Raw genomic sequence first — 19,796 nt, forward strand, 5'->3', positions numbered from 1 at the left:
CCCTTGCCCGCAGAAGCAGCCCGCCCATGAGCTATATCGACGCCACCGACACCTCGCTTCGCAAGACCGGTCAGATCAAGCTGCACGGACCGAGCGGCTTTGCCGGCATGCGCAAGGCGGGCGCCCTGGTGTCGAAATGCCTCGATGCGCTCACCGACATCGTCAAGCCGGGCATCCCGACTTCGGTCATCGACGAGTTCGTTCGCAAGTTCGCCTTCGACCACGGCGCCTATCCGGCGACGCTGATGTATCGCGGCTATCGCTACTCGACCTGCACCTCGATCAATCACGTGGTCTGCCACGGCATGCCGGGCGACCGGCCGCTGAAGGAAGGCGACATCGTCAATGTCGACGTCACCTTCATCGTCGACGGCTGGTACGGCGACTCCAGCCGCATGTATGCGATCGGCGCCATCGCGCGGAAGGCCGAGCGGCTGATCGAGGTGACCTATGAGGCGATGATGCGCGGCATCGCCGCGGTGAAGCCCGGCGCCACCACCGGCGATATCGGCCATGCCATCCAGAGCTATGTCGAGCCGCAGGGCATGAGCGTGGTGCGCGACTTCTGCGGCCACGGCCTCGGCCGCCTGTTCCACGACGAACCGAACATCATCCATATCGGCCGCCCCGGCGAAGGCGCGCCCTTGAAGCCCGGCATGTTCTTCACCATCGAGCCGATGATCAATCTCGGCAAGCCGCATGTGAAGATCCTGTCCGACGGCTGGACCGCGGTGACCCGCGACCGTTCGCTGTCGGCGCAGTTCGAGCATTCGGTCGGCGTCACCGCCGACGGCGTCGAGATCTTCACGCTGTCCGAACGCCATGGCGAGAAGCCGTGGGTTCAGGTCTAATCGGGTTCAGCTGTAACCGTCCTCGTCAATAATCGCTCCGCGTGCGCTCGATGATCTCCTCGGGCGTATGGTTCTCTCCGATCGACATCGCGCAGATCCGCGACAGATGCAGATAGGACAGTCCGGTCTCCTCCGCCCAGGCGTTGAACTGCGCCTGCACCTTGGCGAGATCGCGCTTCGACTTGACCTCCTCGGCGATATCGAGGCCGGCATCGCGCAGGCAGGCGACGACGTCGCGCGAGGTGACGAAGCCGTCCCAACCGAGGAAGCGCAGCAGCATCTGTCCGGTGTTGCCGCCGAGCCGGCTGCCGCGCTTGGCCAATAGCTCCAGCAGTCCAACCTCATCCGATGACGGCCAGGCGCTAAGGAATTTGCCGAAGCTGCCATGCTCGCGCGCGATCTCCTGCACGAAGCGGCCGTTGTCGCGCACCGACATGATCTTGGCGCCGTTGCGCACGATCCTGGCGTCGCTGACGAGCTTCTCCCAGAATTCGTCGGGCTTGAAGGCGAGCTTGGCGGGCTGAAAGCCGAGGAACGCCTCCTCGAAGCCCGGCCATTTGGCGTCGATCACGCTCCAGGCAAAGCCCGCGCAGAACACGCGCCTGGTCATCTCGGCCAGCACGCGGTCGTCGCTGAGCTTTGCCAGCGCCTTGGCGCCCGCCGGCGGCCGCAGCAGTTTCTCCAGCGCCTTCGGCCCGCCCTTGCGCTTCTCCGCGCGCGAGCGGATCACCTTGAATGATGTCACGCCGCCCTCCCCCTCTTGCTCTCGAACCGTTGCCGCCGACGGTAATTCGCCCGAAGCATCGTGGCAAACCCGGCAGTTGCATCGGCTCTTGCAAATCGCCGCGAGCACGGCATGGTTGTAGCCGATGCCCGCCAAAGCCAGTGACAGCCCCGATCAGCCCGACGAGACGCCACATTATCACGGCCATCGCGAACGGCTGCGCGAGCGCTTCTATGCGGCCGGTCCCGACGCGCTGACCGACTATGAGCTGCTGGAAATGGCGCTGTTCGCCGCGATCCCGCGCCGCGACACCAAGCCGTTGGCCAAGGCGCTGTTGAAGAAGTTCGGCTCGTTCGCCGAGGTCGTGCACGCGCCGGTGGCGCGGCTGCGCGAGGTCGAGGGCGTCAAGGATGCCTCGATCAACCAGCTCAAGCTGCTCGCCGCGGCCGCCGGCCGGATCGCCAAGGGTGAGATCAGGCGCAACGTCGCGCTGTCGTCCTGGAACGACGTCATCGACTATTGCCGCACCGGCATGGCGTTCGCCGACAAGGAGCAGTTCCGCCTCCTGTTCCTCGACAAGCGCAACCAGCTGATCGCCGACGAGGTGCAGCAGACCGGCACCGTCGATCACACCCCGGTCTATCCGCGTGAGGTGATCAAGCGCGCGCTGGAATTGTCCGCCACCGCGCTGATCCTGGTGCACAACCATCCGTCCGGCGACCCGACGCCGTCGCAGGCCGACATCCAGATGACGAAAGCCATCGTCGACATCGCAAAGCCGCTCGGAATCGCCGTGCACGATCACATCATCGTCGGCAAGAACGGGCATACCAGCTTCAAGGGCATGCGGCTGATTTAGCATTGCACTCAACAAGCCCTCCGCTGTCGTCCCGGCTTAGTGCGCAATTGCACACGGGGGCCGGGACCCATAACTACGGGGTTGCGTTGTCGAAGCACGCTGTGGCTCCAGCTTTGCAAGCCAATTTGCTTTCGTGGTTATGGGTCCCGGGTCGCGCAGCGCTTGCCCGGGACGACATCGAGATTGTGGCAGAGAGTCATACGACCGCATTCTCGCGACATCTCTTGCCGAGCCTTGCATCTCGTTCCGCCCGCGTCATACGAACCAAGCGTAACTGCCGCTAAACTAGCCCATGCAACGTTTCCCGCGCGGCGGCGTTTGTTGCAGATTGATCTGACGGCCTGTCAGGGGCCTTGGGGGACCGATGTCCGATTACGTCATTGAGGAGGGGCTGCCCTATCCGCTGGGCGCCCACTGGAGCGGCCACGGCACCAATTTCGCGGTGTTTTCCGCCAACGCGACCAAGGTCGAGGTCTGCCTGTTCGACGGCGAGCGCGAGACGCACCGCTTCGAGCTGCCCGAATATACCGACCAGGTGTTTCACGGCTTCATCAATGGCGTGCAGCCGGGGACGTTCTACGGCTATCGCGTTTACGGTCCCTACCAGCCGGACGGCGGCCACCGCTTCAACCCGAACAAGCTGCTGCTCGATCCCTACGCCTGCGCCCATGCCGGCAGCCTGACCTGGAATCCGGCGGTGTTCGGCTACAAGATGGAGAGCGGCGACGACCTCACCTTCGACGAGCGCGACAGCGCGCCGTTCATGCCGAAATGCGTGGTGGTCGATCCCAATTTCGACTGGGTCCAGGAGGCGCAGCGGCAGGACGTGCATTGGGACGAGACCGTGGTCTACGAGACCCACGTCAAGGGGTTCACCAAACAGCACCCGGGCATCGACGAACATTTGCGCGGCACCTATGCCGGCTTCGGCTCGAACGCTGCGATCGACCATCTCAAGGCGCTCGGCATCACCTCGGTCGAGCTGCTGCCGGTGCATTCCTTCATCAACGACAGCAACCTGCTGGACAAGCACCTCACCAATTACTGGGGCTACAACACCATTGGCTTCTTCGCGCCGGATCCGCGCTACGCCGCCGACGTGCCGAACAGCCTGCGCGAATTCAAGGAGATGGTGTCGCGGCTGCATGGCGCCGGCCTCGAAGTCATTCTCGACGTCGTCTACAACCACACCGCCGAAGGCAACGAGCGCGGCCCGACGCTGTCGTTCAAGGGCATCGACAATGCGAGCTATTACCGGCTGCTGCCAGACAAGCGGCGCTACTACATCAACGACACCGGCACCGGCAACACGGTGAACCTGTCGCATCCGCGGGTGATCCAGATGGTGATGGACAGCCTGCGCTACTGGGCCGGCCACATGCATGTCGACGGCTTCCGCTTCGATCTCGGCACCATCCTGGCACGTGAGGTCTACGGCTTCGACGAGCAGTCCGGCTTCCTCAAGGCGATGAACCAGGACCCGCTGCTCGCGACCGTCAAGCTGATCGCCGAACCCTGGGATTGCGGCCCCGGCGGCTACCAGGTCGGCGGCTTCCCGGCGGGCTGGGCGGAGTGGAACGACAAATACCGCAACGTTGTGCGCGATTTCTGGCGCGGCGAGGCGGCGCCAGGCAGCCTGGCACCGCGGCTGCTCGGCTCGCACGACGTGTTCAACCGCGAGGGCCGCCGCACCTGGGCCAGCGTCAACTTCATCACCGCCCATGACGGGTTCACGCTGAACGACTGGGCGAGCTACAACAACAAGCACAATGAGGCCAACGGCGAGCACAACAATGACGGCTCGTCGGACAACCACTCCTGGAATTGCGGCGCCGAGGGCCCGACCTCCAATCCGGATATCCGCACTTTGCGCGAACGGCAGAAGCGCAACATGCTGGCGACGCTGCTGGCCTCGCAGGGCACGCCGATGCTGCTCGGCGGCGACGAGTTCGGCCGCACCCAGCGCGGCAACAACAATGCGTACTGCCAGGACAACGACATCTCGTGGTTCGACTGGAATTTTTCCGACGACGGCGGGAAGCTGCTCGCCTTCACCAAGCGGATGATCAAGCTGCGGCGCGACTACCCGATCCTGCGCCGCAGCCGCTTCCTCTCCGGCGATCGCGATCCCCAACTCGAGATTCGCGACGTGGTCTGGATCAGCACGACAGGCGCCGAGATGACGCAGGCCGACTGGAGCACCGGCTGGATCAAATGCTTCGGCGTCGTGCTCGACGGCCGCGCGCGCAAGACCGCGATCGCGCGTGAGGGCGAGGACGACACTGTGCTTGTCATCCTCAACAGCTACGAGGGCGAGGTCGACTTCAAGCTGCCGCCGACGTCAGCCGGACCGCGCTGGTCGCGGCTGCTCGACACCAACGCGCCGGAACAGCCGGCAGGCGCGCAGTTTGCGTTCGACGGCACGTACAAGGCGGTAGGGCGTTCGTTCGTGCTCTTCACCGCTGGCGAGGTGAAGTCATCCCCGTAGCCCGTTGGCTCCACTCGGGCTGCGATCCGCCTTCTCCTTCCCCCTGAAAGGGGGAAGGTCGGGATGGGGGTCAGCCGCAGGCGATGCTGCAAGAGAGCAGATCCCCACCCGCTTTGCTTTCACCAGCAAAGCGACCTCCCCTTTGCAAGGGGAGGTAAGAGTCCCGCGACGCCGTCGGCCAATTGACATTCGGCCGCGGACTGCCAGACTTCGCGGAAAATTAGGGGTGGAGACCTCTGGATGGCCAACCTTTCGGCCTCAAATCACGTCGCCCGTGTTCTGTCGGCGGCCAACCAGGTGGCCGGCGTCGACACCGAGACGCGGATCGCCGCGTCCTGGCGGCGCTGCCTGGTCAATCACAACCTCGATCCGGCCCGGCGCGGGCCGCCGCAGACCCTGACCGAGGCCGAGATCCGGCACATCGCCGAGCCGATGGAGGATTTGATCCAGGTCGCGATCCCCGAGCTCGAGGACCTCGCCCGCGTGCTCCACGATTCCGGCTACTGCGTCAATCTCGCCGACCCCAACGCCACCATGCTGGTGAGCCGGTTGCCCGGGGGCGACTACGCGCGGATGTTCCTTGAGTGGAAGATCTACACCGGCTCGAACTTCGCCGAGACGTTCGAGGGCACCAACGGGCTTGGCACCGCGCTCGCCGAGCAGCGGCCCATCCTGGTGCATGGCGACGAACATTTCCGCGAGCAGTGGCACATGTTCACCTGCGCGGTGTCGCCGCTGTTCGATCATGCCGGGCGGCTCGCCGGCGCCGTCAACATCACCTCGTGCCGCAGCGACCTCGGCCGCAGCGCGCATGAGCTGGCGCTCGCCGTCACCACGGAGGCGACGCGGCGGATCGAGCAGTCGTTCTTCCGCCGGCGCTACCGCGCCTCCTGGATCGCGATGCTGCCCGGCGACGGGCACGGCATGCTGGCCTATGACGACGACCGCCGTGTCGTCGGCGCCTGCCGCACCGCGCGCGCGGCGTTCGGCCTGACCGATGCGATGATCGACGACGGCATCGACCTGTCGCATCTTATTCAACTCGACGATCGCGCGACACGGGCCGCGGACGAGCAGGTCGCGCTGCGCCGCGCCGACGGCACGCCGTGGGGACGCGGCCATCTGGCGCCGCCGGTGCGGGCGCGTTCGCCGCGCCTGCCATCCACACCGCCGCGCGAAAAGCCGGCCGGACAGTTTTCCGGCCTGCACCGGCTGGCGGGCCGCGATCCCGTGCTGATCAAGGGCGTGAAGCGGCTGATGACGGTCGGCAATCTCGATCTGCCGATCCTGCTGCATGGCGAGACCGGCGCCGGCAAGGACGTGTTCGCGCGCGCCATCCATGCGGCGAGCAATCGCGCCGGCCGCAACTACGTCGCGCTGAACTGCGCAGCGATGCCGGAGAGCCTGATCGATGCCGAGCTGTTCGGCTACGAAGCCGGCGCCTTCACCGGCGCGCGGCGCGAGGGATCGAAGGGGCTGATCGTGCAAGCCAGCGGCGGCACGTTGTTCCTCGACGAGATCGGCGACATGCCGCTTTCGCTGCAAACCAGGCTGCTGCGCGTGCTGGAAAACCGCGAGGTCTGGCCGCTCGGCGCGCTGAAGCCTGTCGCGGTCGACATCCGCCTGATCAGCGCCACGCACCGCGACCTGGCGCGGATGGCTGAGGACGGCAGCTTCCGCTCCGATCTGTATTATCGGCTGCGCGGCATGGAGATCCGCCTGCCCGCGTTGCGCGAGCGTGCCGACCGCAAGGACGTCATCGCACAGATCGCCGACGATGAAGCGCCGCACTGCCGCATCGCGGCCGACGCCTGGGCGCAGCTGATGGCCTATCCGTTCCCCGGCAACATGCGCCAGCTTCGCCACGTGCTGCGACTCGCCGGCGCCACCGCGGAGGACGGCGTCATCACCGAGGCCGATCTCGATCTGCCGCCGTTCAGCGCACGCGGCGCGGAGGCCGATCACACAGCGAGCGAGCGCACCGCGATCATCGATGCATTGCGCGCCAATGACGGAAGAGTGACGGACGCGGCCAAGGCGCTCGGGCTCAGCCGCGCGACGTTGTACCGGAAGATCAAGGCGTTAGGGATCGCGCTGGACAGCTAGACCAGAACGGCCCCTGCTGTTCCGGCGGTGCGGGAAAGGTGATATCGTACGGTTTTCGCCTTCAACGCCACGGAGCGGGTCCCATGACACGGTTTCCCCTCGCTGTGGTCGTTGGCCTCATTGCCGCGACCATTTCGCAGCCTGCCGCCTCGGATTCCACTGAGCAACGATTGGGCAAAGTCCATTTTGTAACATCCTGCAAGCCCGAAGCGCAGGAGCTGTTCGATCGCGCCATGCTGTATCAGCATTCGTTCTGGTACAGCGCGTCGCGACGCACCTTCGAGGAGGCGCTGGAGGCCGACCCGCAATGCGCCATCGCCTATTGGGGCATCGCGCTCAGCTATCTCTACAATCCGCACGCGCCGCCGCCGCCGGAAAACCTTCCGCTCGGCCTTGAAGCTGCGAAAAAAGGCCAGGCGCTGAATGCCGGCACCCCGCGCGAGCGCGAATACATCGATGCGATCGCGGCGATGTATGTCGACTACGACAAGGTCGATCACCGCACCCGCGTGCAGCGATTCCTCGCCGCCGAAGAGCAGGTCGCGATGCACTATGCCGACGATGACGAGGCGCAGATCGCCTATGCGATCACGCTCAACGTCGCGGCCTCGCCGGGCGACAAGACCTACGCCAACCAGCTGAAGGGCGCGGCGCTGCTCGAACCGATCTTCAAGCGCCAGCCCGAGCACCCCGGCATCGCCCACTATCTGATCCATCTCTACGACTACCCGGCGCTCGCGGAGAAGGGCCTCCCCGCGGCGATGCGCTATGCCAAGATCGCCGAACACGCGCCGCATGCCCAGCACATGCCGTCGCACATCTTCACGCGCGTCGGCTATTGGAAGGAGTCGATCGCCTCGAACAAGGAATCCGCGCGCATCGCCAAGCAAGACGGCGAACAGCAGGACCAGGCGCACGCGATGGACTATCTGGTCTATGCCTATCTCCAGCTCGGCCAGGACAAGGAGGCACGTGCTGTGATCGACGAGCTCGGCAAGCTCCAGTTCAAGCTCGACCGGTTCGCAGGCCCCTTCGCGGTGGCGGCAAGCCAGGCCCGCTATGTCTTCGAACGCGGCGACTGGAAGGGTGCCGCCGCGCTTCAAGTGCATCCCACCAAATACGCCTATGCGGATGCCATCACCTATTTCGCCCGCGCGGTCGGCGCCGCGCGCTCCGGTGACCCCGCCGCCGCCAAAGCCGATGTCGCCAAGCTGATCGAGCTGTGCGACAAGTTGAAGGACGCCAAGGACGCCTACTGGTCCAACATCGTCGACATCCAGCAGCAGATCGCGAGCGCCTGGGTGCTGTACGCGGAAGGCAAATACGACGATGCGCTCAGCGCGATGAATGCCGCCGCGGAGGCGGAAGACAAGACCGAGAAGCACCCCGTCACGCCGGGACCGCTGGCGCCGGCGCGCGAGCTCTACGCGGCGATGCTGCTCGATCGCGGCATGGCCAGGGAGGCGCTCGCCGCCTATGAAGCCGTGCTCAAGAAGGAGCCCAACCGGCTGGCGACTTATCTCGGCATGGTCAAGAGCGCCAAGGCGGCCGGCGATCAGGCCAAGATCCGGGAATGCGCTGATCAGATTGCCCGGCTCACCGCGGATGCCGATCTGTCGCGGCCGGAGTTGATCGAATTGCGCCAGACTACCGGAAGCAAGCTGTGATGCCACGGGCGACATGGCGCAACGGCGGTGCGGCGCTGCTCGGCGCCGTTGCGCTAACGCTTTGCCACACACCGACACTCAGTGCGATGGAGATCCTCGGCCAGGCCGGCGTGCTCGGCGAATGGGAGCTGACCGGACATCTCACCGAAAGCGCGCCGGGCGCGCCGAGGCAATTCTCCGGACCGCTCAAGATGAAGCATGTGGGCATCTGCACGCAGGACGGGCCGGACGAACGCGCCGGAGAAATCAAGCTGCAAATCACGGGCGCGGATTCGCAGGTCACCGCCGAGCTGGTGCTGGACGGCGCGCCCTGCACCTACAGCGCCCGCAAGACGCGCAATTACGAGGGCACGCTGTCCTGCGAAGGACGCGCGCCCGTCCCACTGCTGGTGTGGCTCAAATAGCCGATACCGTCAGGCCGCCGGTCGCGCGCGGCGCAGCCATTCGTTCAAATCGATGCGGCCGAGGCGCGCCTCGCCGAGCGGCACCAGCGAGTGCTGCTCGACCCGGCCGCCCCAGTAAAGCGCGTCAGGGTCTTTCACCACCTCGCGCGGGTCACCTTTTGCCTTCAGGTAGCGGGCCACGATCTCGTTGAACGGCGCGCGGTCGGGACCTGCGATCTCGACGATGCCGTTGCGCGGCGGCTCGAGCGCGATATCGGCGACGAGCGCGGACACGTCCTCCGCCGCGATCGGCTGGAACAGGCCGGGCGAGAGGCTGACGGTGTTTCCAACCGCGCCCGCATCGGCGATCGCGCCGACGAATTCCATGAACTGGGTCGCGCGGATGATGGTGTAGGGAATCCCGGACGCCTCGATCAGCTTCTCCTGCGCCACCTTGGCGCGGAAGTAGCCGTTCTCGGGCGTGCGGTCGGTGCCGACGATCGACAGCGCGACATGGTGCTTGACGCCGGCCGGCTTCTCCGCCGCCAGCAGGTTGCGGCCGGAGGTCTCGAAGAATTCCATCACCGCCTTGTCCTCGAACGAGGGCGAATTGGCGAGGTCGATCACCACGGCCGCGCCGGCCAGCGCCTCCTTCAACCCCTCGCCGGTGATGGCGTTGATGCCGTTCTTCGGCGAGGCGGCGACGACGTCATGGCCGCGCTGGCGCAGAATGGCAACGGTCCTTGAGCCGATCAGTCCGGTACCGCCGATCACAACGATCTTCATGGTGATACTCCTTGTCGGTGACGAGGTTTCTTGAGACATGCTTTGCCGGATTTGCCGGCGGCAATCGTCATTGGTACGTCGCGCGACCTCTTGTGTCGCTCTCTCGCACGCAACCACACTATAGCACGCCACGGCTGTTCTGATGTCGCGGAGTCTGTCGTCTGACGAGCATGAGCCGTTGGTGTCTACGCTTGCTGAACCTCCTACCGTCGCGTAGACTAATGCGTGCGTTCCAGCCAGCGTGCTGGGGTACCGAAAGCTTCGACCGCTGCCGGGATATAACCGCGGGCTCTCTTTCGTGCTGCAACGCAAATGCTGGGCATGACGTATAGCCCGCTGTGCACTCCTTGATTTGATTTCAGCAAACGCAGGAGGAGTCTATGCGGAATTTTATCACCTTTTTCGTTTCCAGCGTGGCAATCATCGTTGCGGGGTCGACCGCGTTAGCGGGTGAGAAGGTGCTCGAGTTCAAGCTCGTCACCAAGCCTGTCGACGTCAAGGTCATCGAGGCAGCAAACGTCGAGGGGCAGACGGTCGTTTCCGGCAAGTTCTTTGGTGTCGCCATCTTCAGTGATGGCCATATCGGGGTGAAGGAGTTCGTCCATTCAGGAGACATGCTGAAGGGCTCGGGCTCCTATTACGGTTACAGCACCTACACGTTCGAGGAAGGCGCGATCACCGCGCGTTACACCGGCGCGATCAAGGACGGAAAATCAAACGGCGAATATACGATCCTTTCGGGCACGGGCGCTTATGCGAATGCAACGGGCACAGGAACGATCGAAAGCGCGCCGAACCCCTTCAAGGGGGTCAATCTTCTGAACATCAAACTGGTCGTGAGAACGCCGGGGTCATAGCAGCGCAGCGTCCGCGGGACCACGGCAAGGACAGCGACGCCTCACATGAGCGTTGGCTCGGCCAGCGGTCGCACGGCCGGGCCAAAGCCATCAAACGCGTGCAAGACGGGTCGTCAGCATTGCGCCCTCAAGGCGACGCAGCCCGACAGCTCTCAAACGATTGAGAGAGGATCGGGTACCTGGACCCGTCCGCCTCGCAGATGTCAGTACGTTTCAGGAAAATTCGTTCCAGCTCACACGCCGCGCATCGACGTCGCCGAGCTCGACCGGATCATGGATGTTGCGCACGCTCTGGAAGCCGGAGCGCAGATAGATCAGCGGGTCGACTGTGGTCGCGGCGCGGACGTGCTGGACCTCGCCGATGAAGATCGAATGGGTCTTGGTCTCGAGCTCCTGCGCCAGCACGCAGTCGAACGCCGCGACGGCATCCTCCAGCACCGGGGCGCCGGTGGCGCCGGTGGTCCAGCGCCCAAACGCAAAACGGTCGTCGCCGTTGACGCCCTTCTGTCCGGAGAAGGTCAGCGCCAGCAGCGCGTGGTCCTCGTTCAGGAAGTTGATGACGAAATGGCGCTCCTCGCGGATGCGCTGATGCGCGCTGGCGTTACGGTTAACGCAGACCAGCACCGAGGGCGGATTGTCCGACAGCGAGCAGGCCGAGGTCACGGTCAGGCCGGTGCGCTGCCCGGTCTCCGAGCCGACCGTCACCAGCGCGACGGCGCCCGCGCAATGGCGCATCGCCTGCTTGAAACTCTGTGCGTCGACCGTCATGCCGCAAACCCTGTCTGAGCATGATCCGCCGGATCATGCTTCGGTAAAAACACTTCGTTCAAGATATGCGAGGCGGGGTGCGAGGCAAGCCCCGCACCCCGCGCAGCTGTCATGCAGCCTTCTCGAACTCGGCTCCGAGATGCTTGAGCCGCGGCATCACCTCGCTCTTGAGCAGGTCCAGCGAGTGCCGCCAGGCTTCCGGCTTGTGCTTGTAGTCGAAGCCGAACACACAGAGGACGCCGAAGCCGCCGACGTCCCGGTAGATCTTCTCGATCTTCTCGGTGACCGTCGCGGGCGAGCCGACGATCCAATTCCGGCGTGCGCAATATTCGACGGTGACGTCGCTGTCGGGCACGTCGGGCGCGTGCTTCAGATAGTCCTTGAAGCCGAAATGGCCGAGCAGCGGCAGGAAGTACTCGCCCATCATCCGGCCCATCATGTCGCCGGTCGACAGCTTCCACGCCTCCTCATCGGTATCCGCCACGAACACCTCGCGCACCAGCCGCCAGTCCTTGCGGCTCGGCTTGCGGCCGGTCTTGGCGGCGCCGGCCTCGACCGAATCCCAGTGGCTGCCGACATAGGCCGGGTTGAGGTTGAGGCTCATCGGGATGAAGCCGCGCTCGCCGGCGAGCTTCAAGGTGTCCGAATTCTTCGACAGGCCGGCGACGCCGATCGGCGGATGCGGCCCCTGCAACGGCTTGATGTGCGGCTTGAGGAAGTCGAACATCGTGTCCGGCTTGCTCACTGTCCAGTACTTGCCCTTGTGCGTCCAGGGTCCCGGCTCGGACCACATCTTCAGGATGATCTCGAGCGCCTCGCGGGTCATGTCGCGGTTCTGGCCCGACATGCCGTCGACATTGAACATCGCCCAGTCGCTGGGCAGGCCCGAGGCCGCGACGCCGAAGTTGAGGCGCCCGTTCGAGAGATGATCGAGCATCGCAACGCGGTTCGCGAGCTCGGCGGGATGATGATACGGCAGCAGGAAGCCGCCGGGCCCGATGCGCAGATTCTTGGTCTGCAGCAGCGCCTGCGCCACCAGCAGGTCGGGCGACGGGTGCGGCTCCCAGGGTGCGGTGTGATGCTCGCCGATCCAGGCTTCCTGGTAGCCGAGCTCGTCGAGCCAGCGCAGCGTCTGCAGGTCCCAGTCGTGGCCCTCCTTCAATCCGCACTCCGGCGGGTGCGAGGGCATGGTGAAGTATCCAAGCTCCATGTGCGTTTCCTTCCTTCGCGTTGGGTTCAGTCGTGCAATGCGTCTTGCCGCGCATTGCATGACGATCAGCAAGCGCTGTGCCAGCGGAGGAAGTCGCAGGGAATGGGTGAGAACGGCCGGATTTCGGCCGGCTGCGCGCCGGTCAGCGGGCTTGGCAAGGCTGGCAGCGTCTCACCGTCGCGAGACCTGTCGCAACCATGAGACGCGCCGGCAAGCATTCGCGCTGGTTGGCTCGGGCTGCCTTCGCACACACGGAAGCAGATACTCTCGCGGAGACTCCCCCTCACCCGAATTCGAGCTTCGCTCGAATTCGACCTCTCCCCGCAAGCGGGGCGAGGTGAAGCAGAGCGCCGGATCAGCCCGCCGCGCGGCGCGGCTGGGCGTTGGTATCGGGCTCGGAGGGTGGAGGAAGCTGCATCAGGATGGTCTGGCCCATCGAGGCGATCTCGATGCCCTCCTCCTGGAAGCGCCGTTTCATGCGGCGGTTGAACTCGCGTTGCACCGCCCAGCGTCCGCTATCGGTGCAGCGGATCTGGCCGACGATGGTCACGACCGAGCCGTCGACCTTGTCGACGCCCCACAATTCGAGGTCGCCTCGAATGAATGCGCGATACGCCGTCTCCTGGCGCATTTGGGCGACGATGTCCTTCAGCACCTCGCCGGCGCGGTCGGTGTCCTCCTTGTAGGACACGTTGACGCTGACCGCGGCATTGCCGGCGCCGCGGCTGGAATTGGTGATCGTCGTCACCGCGCTGAACGGCACGACGTGCACCGAACCGTCGCCGGCGCGCAGCCGCATGGTGCGGATCGAGACGTTCTCGACCACGCCCGAGAGGCCCGACACCGTGACGTTGTCGCCGACCTGCACGGTGTTCTCGATCAGGAGGAACAGCCCGGTGATCAAGTCCTGCACCAGCTTCTGCGAACCGAAGCCGATCGCGATGCCTACGATGCCGGCGCCGGCCAGCAGCGGCGCGACATTGACGCCGATCTCGCTGAGCGCCGTGAGGCCGACCACCGCGACGATCATGCAGAACAGCGCGGTTCGCAGCATCGGCTGAAAGGTGCGCAAGCGCGCGGCGCGGGCGTAATGCCCGTCGCGCGACAGGGTCTCGATCTGCCGGTCCATCAGCGCATTGGCGACTTCCCAGATCACGGCCGCGGCCAGCGCGGCAATGCCGATCGTCACCAGCGCCGAGATCAGGCGGCTTCCGATCTGGCCGCCATAGAACCAGACGATGGCATCGACGCCCCAGACCTCGAGCAGCGCGACGAAGCCAATGAAGGCGATCACTGCCGTGACCACCTTGCGCAGCAGCGGCAGATAGCGGTTGGCGCGCGTCTCCAGCCCCGGGAAGCGCTGGATCAGCTCCGGGCTGATGCGAAAGCCGCGATCGATCAGGCTCAGCACCACCATGGTAACGAGGCGGGTAACCAGCAGCACCGCGACAGTGCCGACGAAATATTGCAGCAGCAGCGAATAGCCGTTGCGGATGTTGAGCGCCCACACTGCCCACAGCGCGAGGTCGAGCGCGATCGCCAGCACATGCCAGAGCGCCGCGAGCCGGTTGCGCGTTCGCGCCGCAAGCCCGGTGCGATCGGCCGGCGCGCGGATGGCGTCGGCGACCTGGCGGCGGCACTGCAGGATGATGACGACGACGAACAGATGCACGACCAACATCACGAGCCGGATCAGCGCGGCATAGCCGGCGCGATGCAGCCCGAGCAGCAGCGCGACATTGGCAAAGGCGATGCCGGAGACGCCGACGGCGACGATGCGCCGGGCCCAGATCTCGATATAGGCCGCGGTCTCGGCACGGACGCGGAACAGGCCGAACGGCCCCGCCAGCGCGCGCACCGCGCAAATCAAGACGCGCGAGAACACATAGGCGTTGACGACGGCCAGGATCACGAGCCGCGTGGTCGATTGATCGCCGATCTCGGTGCCGAGCAGCGCGGTGGCGATGCCGCCGAACACGACGACCGGCAGCAATTCGAGCAAAAGGCGCCCAAGCACGAAGGGCAGCCGGACCAGCGACTGCCAGGCCCGCGCCAGGCTGAGCCGGCGCCGCTGCAACTCGGGCGCCGGCGTGACGTCGGCAACCGACGACGGCGGATCGACGATGGCGAGCGTCTGCACCGGCATGCGCGCGGTCTGCGGCAGCCGCGCTTCCAGGAACGCGACCGGCCGCTTGATCAGGCGGAACACCACCCATTCGGCGGCCAGCGCGCAGCCGAACACCAGCGCCAGCTTCCAGGCGATATCGATCAAGAGGCCATAGGCGACCGGATCGTTGGCGGTACGCACGAACCAGTAGTAGAACGCCGGGAAATGCGTCAGCGTGCGCGCGACGTCGGCGACCTCGCGCGACATCTCGCCGACCTGCTCGGACACCATCAGCAACAGCTGTGCGCCGAGGCTGTCGGCGGTGAGCGGGATCGGCGAATGCTGCTCCGGCGCAGGCGCCGGCTGGGCCGCCGCCTGCGGCGAGGCATTGGCGATGGCGCGCAGCGTGTTGATGATCTCGCCGCGCTTCTTGTCGTCCTGCAGCGTGTCGAGCGCACGTTTCGCCTGCTCGGGCGTCAGCGCGTCGCCGGTAGCGGGTTGCGGCGGCGCCGGCTTGGCGGCCGGCTGCGCCAGCGCGGGAGAGACGAACAAGGTGAAGACGAGAAGCAGCGCAAGGCGAAGTTTGTGCGACACGAGGGCCTCATAAAATAACTGCGCGACCGCAAACCCTTGGGAGGAATCTGCTCTCGCGCTCGCGCCATGTCGGATACTCCTTTTCGCCCCGATGGTGTGTCGGAAGTTTGCCGCTGTGACGGCCATCTCTTGGCATTTACCGCAACACAATCGTCACAGGCGTTGAGCCGCGTTTACACTTCCAGTGCGCGTTCCCGGCCGGCTCACTACACGTCAGGGGTGAGACCGCAGAATCTTTCGCTTGACGCGCAGGAGCCGCCGTGATGTTCTTACTTTGTTCTTTTGTTCCCAATTGCGTTTCGGGAGTTTCATGCACGACGTTTTTGCCGAGAACGGTCCGGTCAGGCTCTTCATCCATGATGACGACGAGACACCGATAGAATTCATGCGCAACCTGCTGCGCACGGTATTCGGCAAGTCCCGGAAAGAGGCTGTTGCCGTCACCGCGCGAATCGAGGCCCAGAACGGATTCGCATGCGGCCCCTATCCCGCGACGGTGGCCAAGGCACTGCTGGAGTCCGCCCAACAGCTGATCCGCAACAACGGGCATCCATTGCTGATCACCGCATCGGCCGCCGACGCGGCCCGGCCGTGCGATCTCTGTGGCGCGCTGGAGCCCGTCACCGACGTGTTTCTCATCCGCCGGACAGTCTGCCTGTGCGGCAACTGCCTGATCGCCGCGCGGGCAAGCTCGGAAAATCTACCGAGCGAGGAGTTCAGATATGCCTTCATGGCGCTCGATTGGCATTTTGCCGGGACGCCGCGCAATCAGATCATGACCCGGTCGCGACAATTTCCCGGTCACATGCGAGCGGACGTTCAGATCGCGATCGACAGGTTGTTCGATGTGCCGATCCATTTCTTCGGCATTCATGAGCAACACCGCTATGAGACCCTCGCGATTGCCTCGCTGATGGAGAACAGCCGCAACGCGCCGCCGATCGCGCCGCCGCAGTATCACGACGTCGACGTTGGCGAGCCTGAGTCGGTGAAATGCCTGACCAATGGCTTGTGGCTATGCCAAACCGGAGAGCTGCGCTACGCGGTGCTGCTCAGCTACCATCGTGATTATCAGACCGAGCCGGGCTTGCGGATCGAGCTCGCGGTGCCCGCAGGCGTCGCCGGAAACGCCTTGGTGCAGCGGACCTTTGCCGAGCTGGAAGCGGCCGTGTACGCGGCACGATCCTATCGCGGCAAGATCCTGTCGCTCGAGGATGCCGCCGACTATCGCGGCCGCGCCCGCGGCGTGACCGTGCATCGCCTGCCGACGGTCGCGCGCGATGACGTGATCCTGCCGGACCGGACGCTGCGGCTGCTCGACCGCAACGTGCTCGACTTCGTCGAAAGCCGCGATCTGCTGCGCGAGCTCGGGCAGTCGACCCGCAAGGGCATCCTGCTCTACGGCCCGCCCGGCACCGGCAAGACCCACACCATTCGCTATCTCGCCACCAACCTGCCGGATCACACCACGCTGATCATCACCGCCGAGCAGGTCGGCCTGCTCGGCGCCTATATGAGCCTCGCGCGGCTGCTGCAGCCGACCATGGTCGTGATCGAGGATGTCGACCTGATCGCGCGCGACCGCGAGGACATGGGCGGACCGTGCGAGGAATCGCTGCTCAACAAGCTGCTCAACGAGATGGACGGCCTGAAGGAGGACTGCGACATCCTGTTCGTGCTGACCACCAACCGGCCCGAGGAGCTGGAAGGCGCGCTGGCCGGCCGGCCCGGCCGCATCGACCAGGCCATCGAGGTGCCGGTGCCCGACGAGACCGGGCGCGGCAAGCTGATCCGACTGTACGGCAAGGGCCTGCCGCTCGAACCGCCCGTGGTTGACGCAGCGGTGCAGCGCACCGCCGGGGTCAGCGCCGCATTCATCAAGGAGCTGATGCGCCGCATCGCTCAGGCCAGCATCGCCCGCGGGGGAGGCCAGGATGTCACTGCTGACGACATCGGCGCAGCGCTGAACGAGATGCTGTTCGACGGCGGCCGGCTCAACGTGAAGCTGCTCGGCGGCGCGCAGGGGATGAGTGCGGGGTGATGGCCGGTCAACGCACTAAACGTGCCGGCAACAGCAACTCGCGCTCGCCGCCGGCGAGCCGCGCGAGTTCGTCCGACACGCGCGCCAGCGCGCGATCCCAGGCCTGCGGTCTGTCCTGGCGGAACAGCCGCATGGTCGGATACCAGGGCGTGTCGGCGCGATCGCGCAGCCAGCGCCAGTCGAGCGCATAGGGACACAGCATCCAGACCGGGCGGCCGAGCGCGCCGGCGAGATGCGCCACCGAGGTGTCGACGGCGATGACGAGATCGAGCGCGCAGACGGCCGCCGCGGTGTCGGCGAAATCGCCGAGCGTCGGCGCGAGGTCGACGATACCTGCGCCAAGGGCTCGCAGCACCGGAGCATCGTCCGGCCGCGGCTCCTTCTGCAGGCTGTACAGCTGCACGCCCGATGTGACCAGCCGCGGCAGCACGGCGTCCGCCGGCAGCGAGCGCTGGCGGTCGCCCTTGTGCCTGGGATTGCCGGCCCAGACCACGCCGACCTTCAGCGCGGTCACGCCGGCGAGCGCCTCGCGCCAGCGCGCGAGCTTGCCGGCATCCGCCCGCAGATAGGATATCGCTGCGGGAATGGTCTCGACGGTGGTGCGGAAGATCCGCGGCAGGCTCAGCAGCGGCAGTTGCAGATCGAACGGCGGCAGCGGCTCGCCGCGCGCGAACACCGCGACATCGGGCAGCATCGGCCGCAGCAGCGCGACCAGCCCCGGCTGCACCTGCAGAATGATCCGACCGCCCCTGCCCTCCAGCATCGGCACATAGCGGACGAAATTGATGGCGTCGCCGAGTCCATATTCGGCAAACAACAGCAGCGTGCGTCCCGCCAGCGGCTCACCCTGCCATTCCGGCTCGTCGAACACCGGATCGCCGTCGCTGAGCATCTTGGATTTGCGCCGCCACTGATACTCTTCGAACCCCTCCTCGAACTCGCCGTTCATCAGCAGGAAATGGGCGTGGTTGTAATGCGCCAGTGGCTGCGTGGGATCGAGCGTGATGGCGCGGCGCGAGGCCACTAGCGCGGCGTCGATTTCGCCGGCATTGCGCAGCGCGACCGCAAGATTGGCGTGGCCCTTGGCATAGAGCGGGTCGAGCTCGATGGCGCGCCGATGCGCCGCGACCGCCGCCTCGACCAGATTCTGCGCCTCGAAGATGATCCCGAGATTGGTGTGCGCGGCGGCGTAGTCCGGCTTGAGCGCCAGCGCGAGCTCGGCGCAGGCGATGGCGTCGTCGACCTGTCCGAGCTCGAACAGGCCGGCGCCGAGATTGTTGAGGATAACGTGATCGGACGGGTCGCGGGCCGAGACCTGCCGGTAGATGCGGACGGCCTCCGCGCGCTCGCCCAGCTCGTGCAGCACCATCGCCAGCAGGCGCTGCGGCGCGAGGTTGCCGGGATCGAGCGCGATCGCGCGGCGGTAGTGCAGGATCGCATCCTCCAGCAAGCCCTGGCGATAGAGCGCGGCGCCAAGGCCACAATGCAGCCCGGCATTGTCAGGATCCGCGGCAAGTCCGCGGCGATAGGCCGTGGCGGCCGCTTCGTGCCTTTTCTGATCGGTCAACACATTGCCGAGGTTGAGCCAGACGCCGCGATAGACCGGATCGCGCGCGATCACCTCGCGATAGGCCTGTTCCGCCTCGACCGGTCGCTGCTGCCCGGCCAGCGCGACGGCGAGGTTGAACCGCGCCCGCGTCAGGCCACCATCGAGCGCAATCGCGCGCCGGAACGCGGCCTCGGCCTCGTCGAAGCGCGACAGATCACACAATGCGACGCCGAGCTTGATGTACAGGCCGGCATCCTGCGGCCGCAGCGTCACGCCGCGCTCGAACGCCGCCACCGCGCCCTCGTGCTCGCCCTTCACGGCGAGCGCATCGCCGAGGGTGGCGAAGGCCGGTGCATGGTCCGGATCGAGGTTGAACACCCGGTTGAGCAATACCGCGCCTTCCGCGGCACGATCGGTCACGAAGGCGATGACGGCGGACAGATGCAGCGCCGGAACATGGTCGGGATCGGCGGTGAGGATGTCGCCGCACAGCGTGCCGGCCTCCGCCGCGCGGCCCGCGCCATAATGCGCCACCGCATCCCGCAACATCCGATCGACCGCCACGCTGCCCACGATACCGCCCCTGCCAACGACCCCGATGCGGATTAAACGGGCGACACCGCGAAATCCGGCACGCGATTCCAGATTGAAGAATCACGACCGGGCGCGGGCTGATCTTCTCCTTCCCCCTGAAAGGCAGGGGTGTCCGGGGAAATTCAGGCATAGTGGAGCTCCATCTGGTCAGGTGAGATGGTTGATTTCCGACGGCTGGGGTTGATGGGCGGAGGTTTGTCGATGGCAGCGAG

At 65.7% G+C, this 19,796-nt stretch carries 14 protein-coding genes; 8 read left to right on the plus strand and 6 right to left on the minus strand.

Annotated features, from left to right (window positions below):
• Positions 1-26 precede the first annotated feature (26 nt).
• Positions 27-851, plus strand: coding sequence for a type I methionyl aminopeptidase (gene map, locus ACZBJS_RS37905; protein WP_016844429.1), 825 nt, complete (start codon positions 27-29; stop codon positions 849-851).
• A gap of 25 nt (positions 852-876) precedes the next feature.
• Here map and ACZBJS_RS37910 read toward each other — a convergent pair whose 3' ends face one another.
• Positions 877-1,596, minus strand: a complete 720-nt coding sequence (locus tag ACZBJS_RS37910) for a DNA-3-methyladenine glycosylase I (RefSeq protein WP_057019520.1) — start codon at positions 1,594-1,596, stop codon at positions 877-879.
• Positions 1,597-1,720: 124 nt separating this feature from the next.
• Between ACZBJS_RS37910 and radC the strand changes: the two genes are divergently transcribed.
• From radC to ACZBJS_RS37935, 5 genes are all read left to right on the plus strand, one after another.
• Entirely contained in the window at positions 1,721-2,434 is a 714-nt protein-coding gene (gene radC / locus ACZBJS_RS37915; RefSeq protein WP_076831172.1) for a RadC family protein, read from the plus strand.
• 364 nt (positions 2,435-2,798) lie between these two features.
• Positions 2,799-4,922 carry a glycogen debranching protein GlgX gene (gene glgX / locus ACZBJS_RS37920; RefSeq protein ID WP_057019522.1) on the plus strand — a complete coding sequence of 708 codons (2,124 nt, stop codon included), beginning with the start codon at positions 2,799-2,801 and terminating at the stop codon, positions 4,920-4,922.
• 240 nt (positions 4,923-5,162) lie between these two features.
• Entirely contained in the window at positions 5,163-7,028 is a 1,866-nt protein-coding gene (locus tag ACZBJS_RS37925) for a sigma-54-dependent Fis family transcriptional regulator (RefSeq protein WP_463439993.1), read from the plus strand.
• Between the two features lie 83 nt (positions 7,029-7,111).
• Entirely contained in the window at positions 7,112-8,695 is a 1,584-nt protein-coding gene (locus ACZBJS_RS37930; protein WP_057018921.1) for a tetratricopeptide repeat protein, read from the plus strand.
• Entirely contained in the window at positions 8,695-9,099 is a 405-nt protein-coding gene (locus ACZBJS_RS37935) for a hypothetical protein (protein ID WP_057018922.1), read from the plus strand. Before ACZBJS_RS37930 ends, ACZBJS_RS37935 begins: the two co-directional genes overlap by 1 nt.
• Before the next feature lie 9 nt (positions 9,100-9,108).
• Here the strand turns inward: ACZBJS_RS37935 and ACZBJS_RS37940 are convergent, their stop codons facing one another.
• Positions 9,109-9,864 (minus strand): SDR family oxidoreductase, encoded by a 756-nt coding sequence (locus ACZBJS_RS37940; protein ID WP_057018923.1) that lies wholly within the window; start codon positions 9,862-9,864, stop codon positions 9,109-9,111.
• A gap of 380 nt (positions 9,865-10,244) precedes the next feature.
• Here ACZBJS_RS37940 and ACZBJS_RS37945 point away from each other — a divergent pair, with 380 nt between their 5' ends.
• Entirely contained in the window at positions 10,245-10,721 is a 477-nt protein-coding gene (locus tag ACZBJS_RS37945) for a hypothetical protein (protein WP_316398009.1), read from the plus strand.
• Between the two features lie 213 nt (positions 10,722-10,934).
• Here the strand turns inward: ACZBJS_RS37945 and ACZBJS_RS37950 are convergent, their stop codons facing one another.
• The 3 genes from ACZBJS_RS37950 to ACZBJS_RS37960 form a co-directional block, all read right to left on the minus strand.
• Positions 10,935-11,489 (minus strand): flavin reductase family protein, encoded by a 555-nt coding sequence (locus ACZBJS_RS37950; protein ID WP_057018925.1) that lies wholly within the window; start codon positions 11,487-11,489, stop codon positions 10,935-10,937.
• A gap of 109 nt (positions 11,490-11,598) precedes the next feature.
• Complete coding sequence (locus ACZBJS_RS37955; RefSeq protein ID WP_316398010.1) at positions 11,599-12,699, minus strand: LLM class flavin-dependent oxidoreductase; 1,101 nt, start codon at positions 12,697-12,699, stop codon at positions 11,599-11,601.
• 355 nt (positions 12,700-13,054) lie between these two features.
• Positions 13,055-15,400 (minus strand): mechanosensitive ion channel family protein, encoded by a 2,346-nt coding sequence (locus ACZBJS_RS37960; protein WP_253588666.1) that lies wholly within the window; start codon positions 15,398-15,400, stop codon positions 13,055-13,057.
• A gap of 310 nt (positions 15,401-15,710) precedes the next feature.
• Between ACZBJS_RS37960 and ACZBJS_RS37965 the strand changes: the two genes are divergently transcribed.
• A complete protein-coding gene (locus tag ACZBJS_RS37965; RefSeq protein WP_057018927.1) occupies positions 15,711-17,441 on the plus strand; it encodes an ATP-dependent Clp protease adaptor ClpS in 1,731 nt (576 codons plus the stop codon).
• A 7-nt stretch (positions 17,442-17,448) separates the two neighbouring features.
• On the opposite strand, the gene ACZBJS_RS37970 is transcribed toward ACZBJS_RS37965, so the two are convergent.
• Positions 17,449-19,539: a tetratricopeptide repeat protein gene (locus ACZBJS_RS37970; protein ID WP_316398034.1), complete on the minus strand. Its 2,091-nt coding sequence runs from the start codon at positions 19,537-19,539 to the stop codon at positions 17,449-17,451.
• Positions 19,540-19,796: the final 257 nt, after the last annotated feature.

Source organism: Bradyrhizobium sp. KZN70725 (genome assembly GCF_055264925.1).

What these genes read in the sequence shown, in the direction of transcription:
- ACZBJS_RS37940 (WP_057018923.1), bottom strand. Translation starts at nt 9,864, where the DNA reads ATGAAGATCGTTGTGATCGGCGGTACCGGACTGATCGGCTCAAGGACC.
- ACZBJS_RS37970 (WP_316398034.1), bottom strand. Translation starts at nt 19,539, where the DNA reads ATGTTGCGGGATGCGGTGGCGCATTATGGCGCGGGCCGCGCGGCGGAG.
- ACZBJS_RS37945 (WP_316398009.1), top strand. Translation starts at nt 10,245, where the DNA reads ATGCGGAATTTTATCACCTTTTTCGTTTCCAGCGTGGCAATCATCGTT.
- glgX (WP_057019522.1), top strand. Translation starts at nt 2,799, where the DNA reads ATGTCCGATTACGTCATTGAGGAGGGGCTGCCCTATCCGCTGGGCGCC.
- ACZBJS_RS37950 (WP_057018925.1), bottom strand. Translation starts at nt 11,489, where the DNA reads ATGACGGTCGACGCACAGAGTTTCAAGCAGGCGATGCGCCATTGCGCG.
- ACZBJS_RS37935 (WP_057018922.1), top strand. Translation starts at nt 8,695, where the DNA reads ATGCCACGGGCGACATGGCGCAACGGCGGTGCGGCGCTGCTCGGCGCC.
- ACZBJS_RS37925 (WP_463439993.1), top strand. Translation starts at nt 5,163, where the DNA reads ATGGCCAACCTTTCGGCCTCAAATCACGTCGCCCGTGTTCTGTCGGCG.
- ACZBJS_RS37965 (WP_057018927.1), top strand. Translation starts at nt 15,711, where the DNA reads ATGCACGACGTTTTTGCCGAGAACGGTCCGGTCAGGCTCTTCATCCAT.
- map (WP_016844429.1), top strand. Translation starts at nt 27, where the DNA reads ATGAGCTATATCGACGCCACCGACACCTCGCTTCGCAAGACCGGTCAG.
- ACZBJS_RS37955 (WP_316398010.1), bottom strand. Translation starts at nt 12,699, where the DNA reads ATGGAGCTTGGATACTTCACCATGCCCTCGCACCCGCCGGAGTGCGGA.
- ACZBJS_RS37930 (WP_057018921.1), top strand. Translation starts at nt 7,112, where the DNA reads ATGACACGGTTTCCCCTCGCTGTGGTCGTTGGCCTCATTGCCGCGACC.
- radC (WP_076831172.1), top strand. Translation starts at nt 1,721, where the DNA reads ATGCCCGCCAAAGCCAGTGACAGCCCCGATCAGCCCGACGAGACGCCA.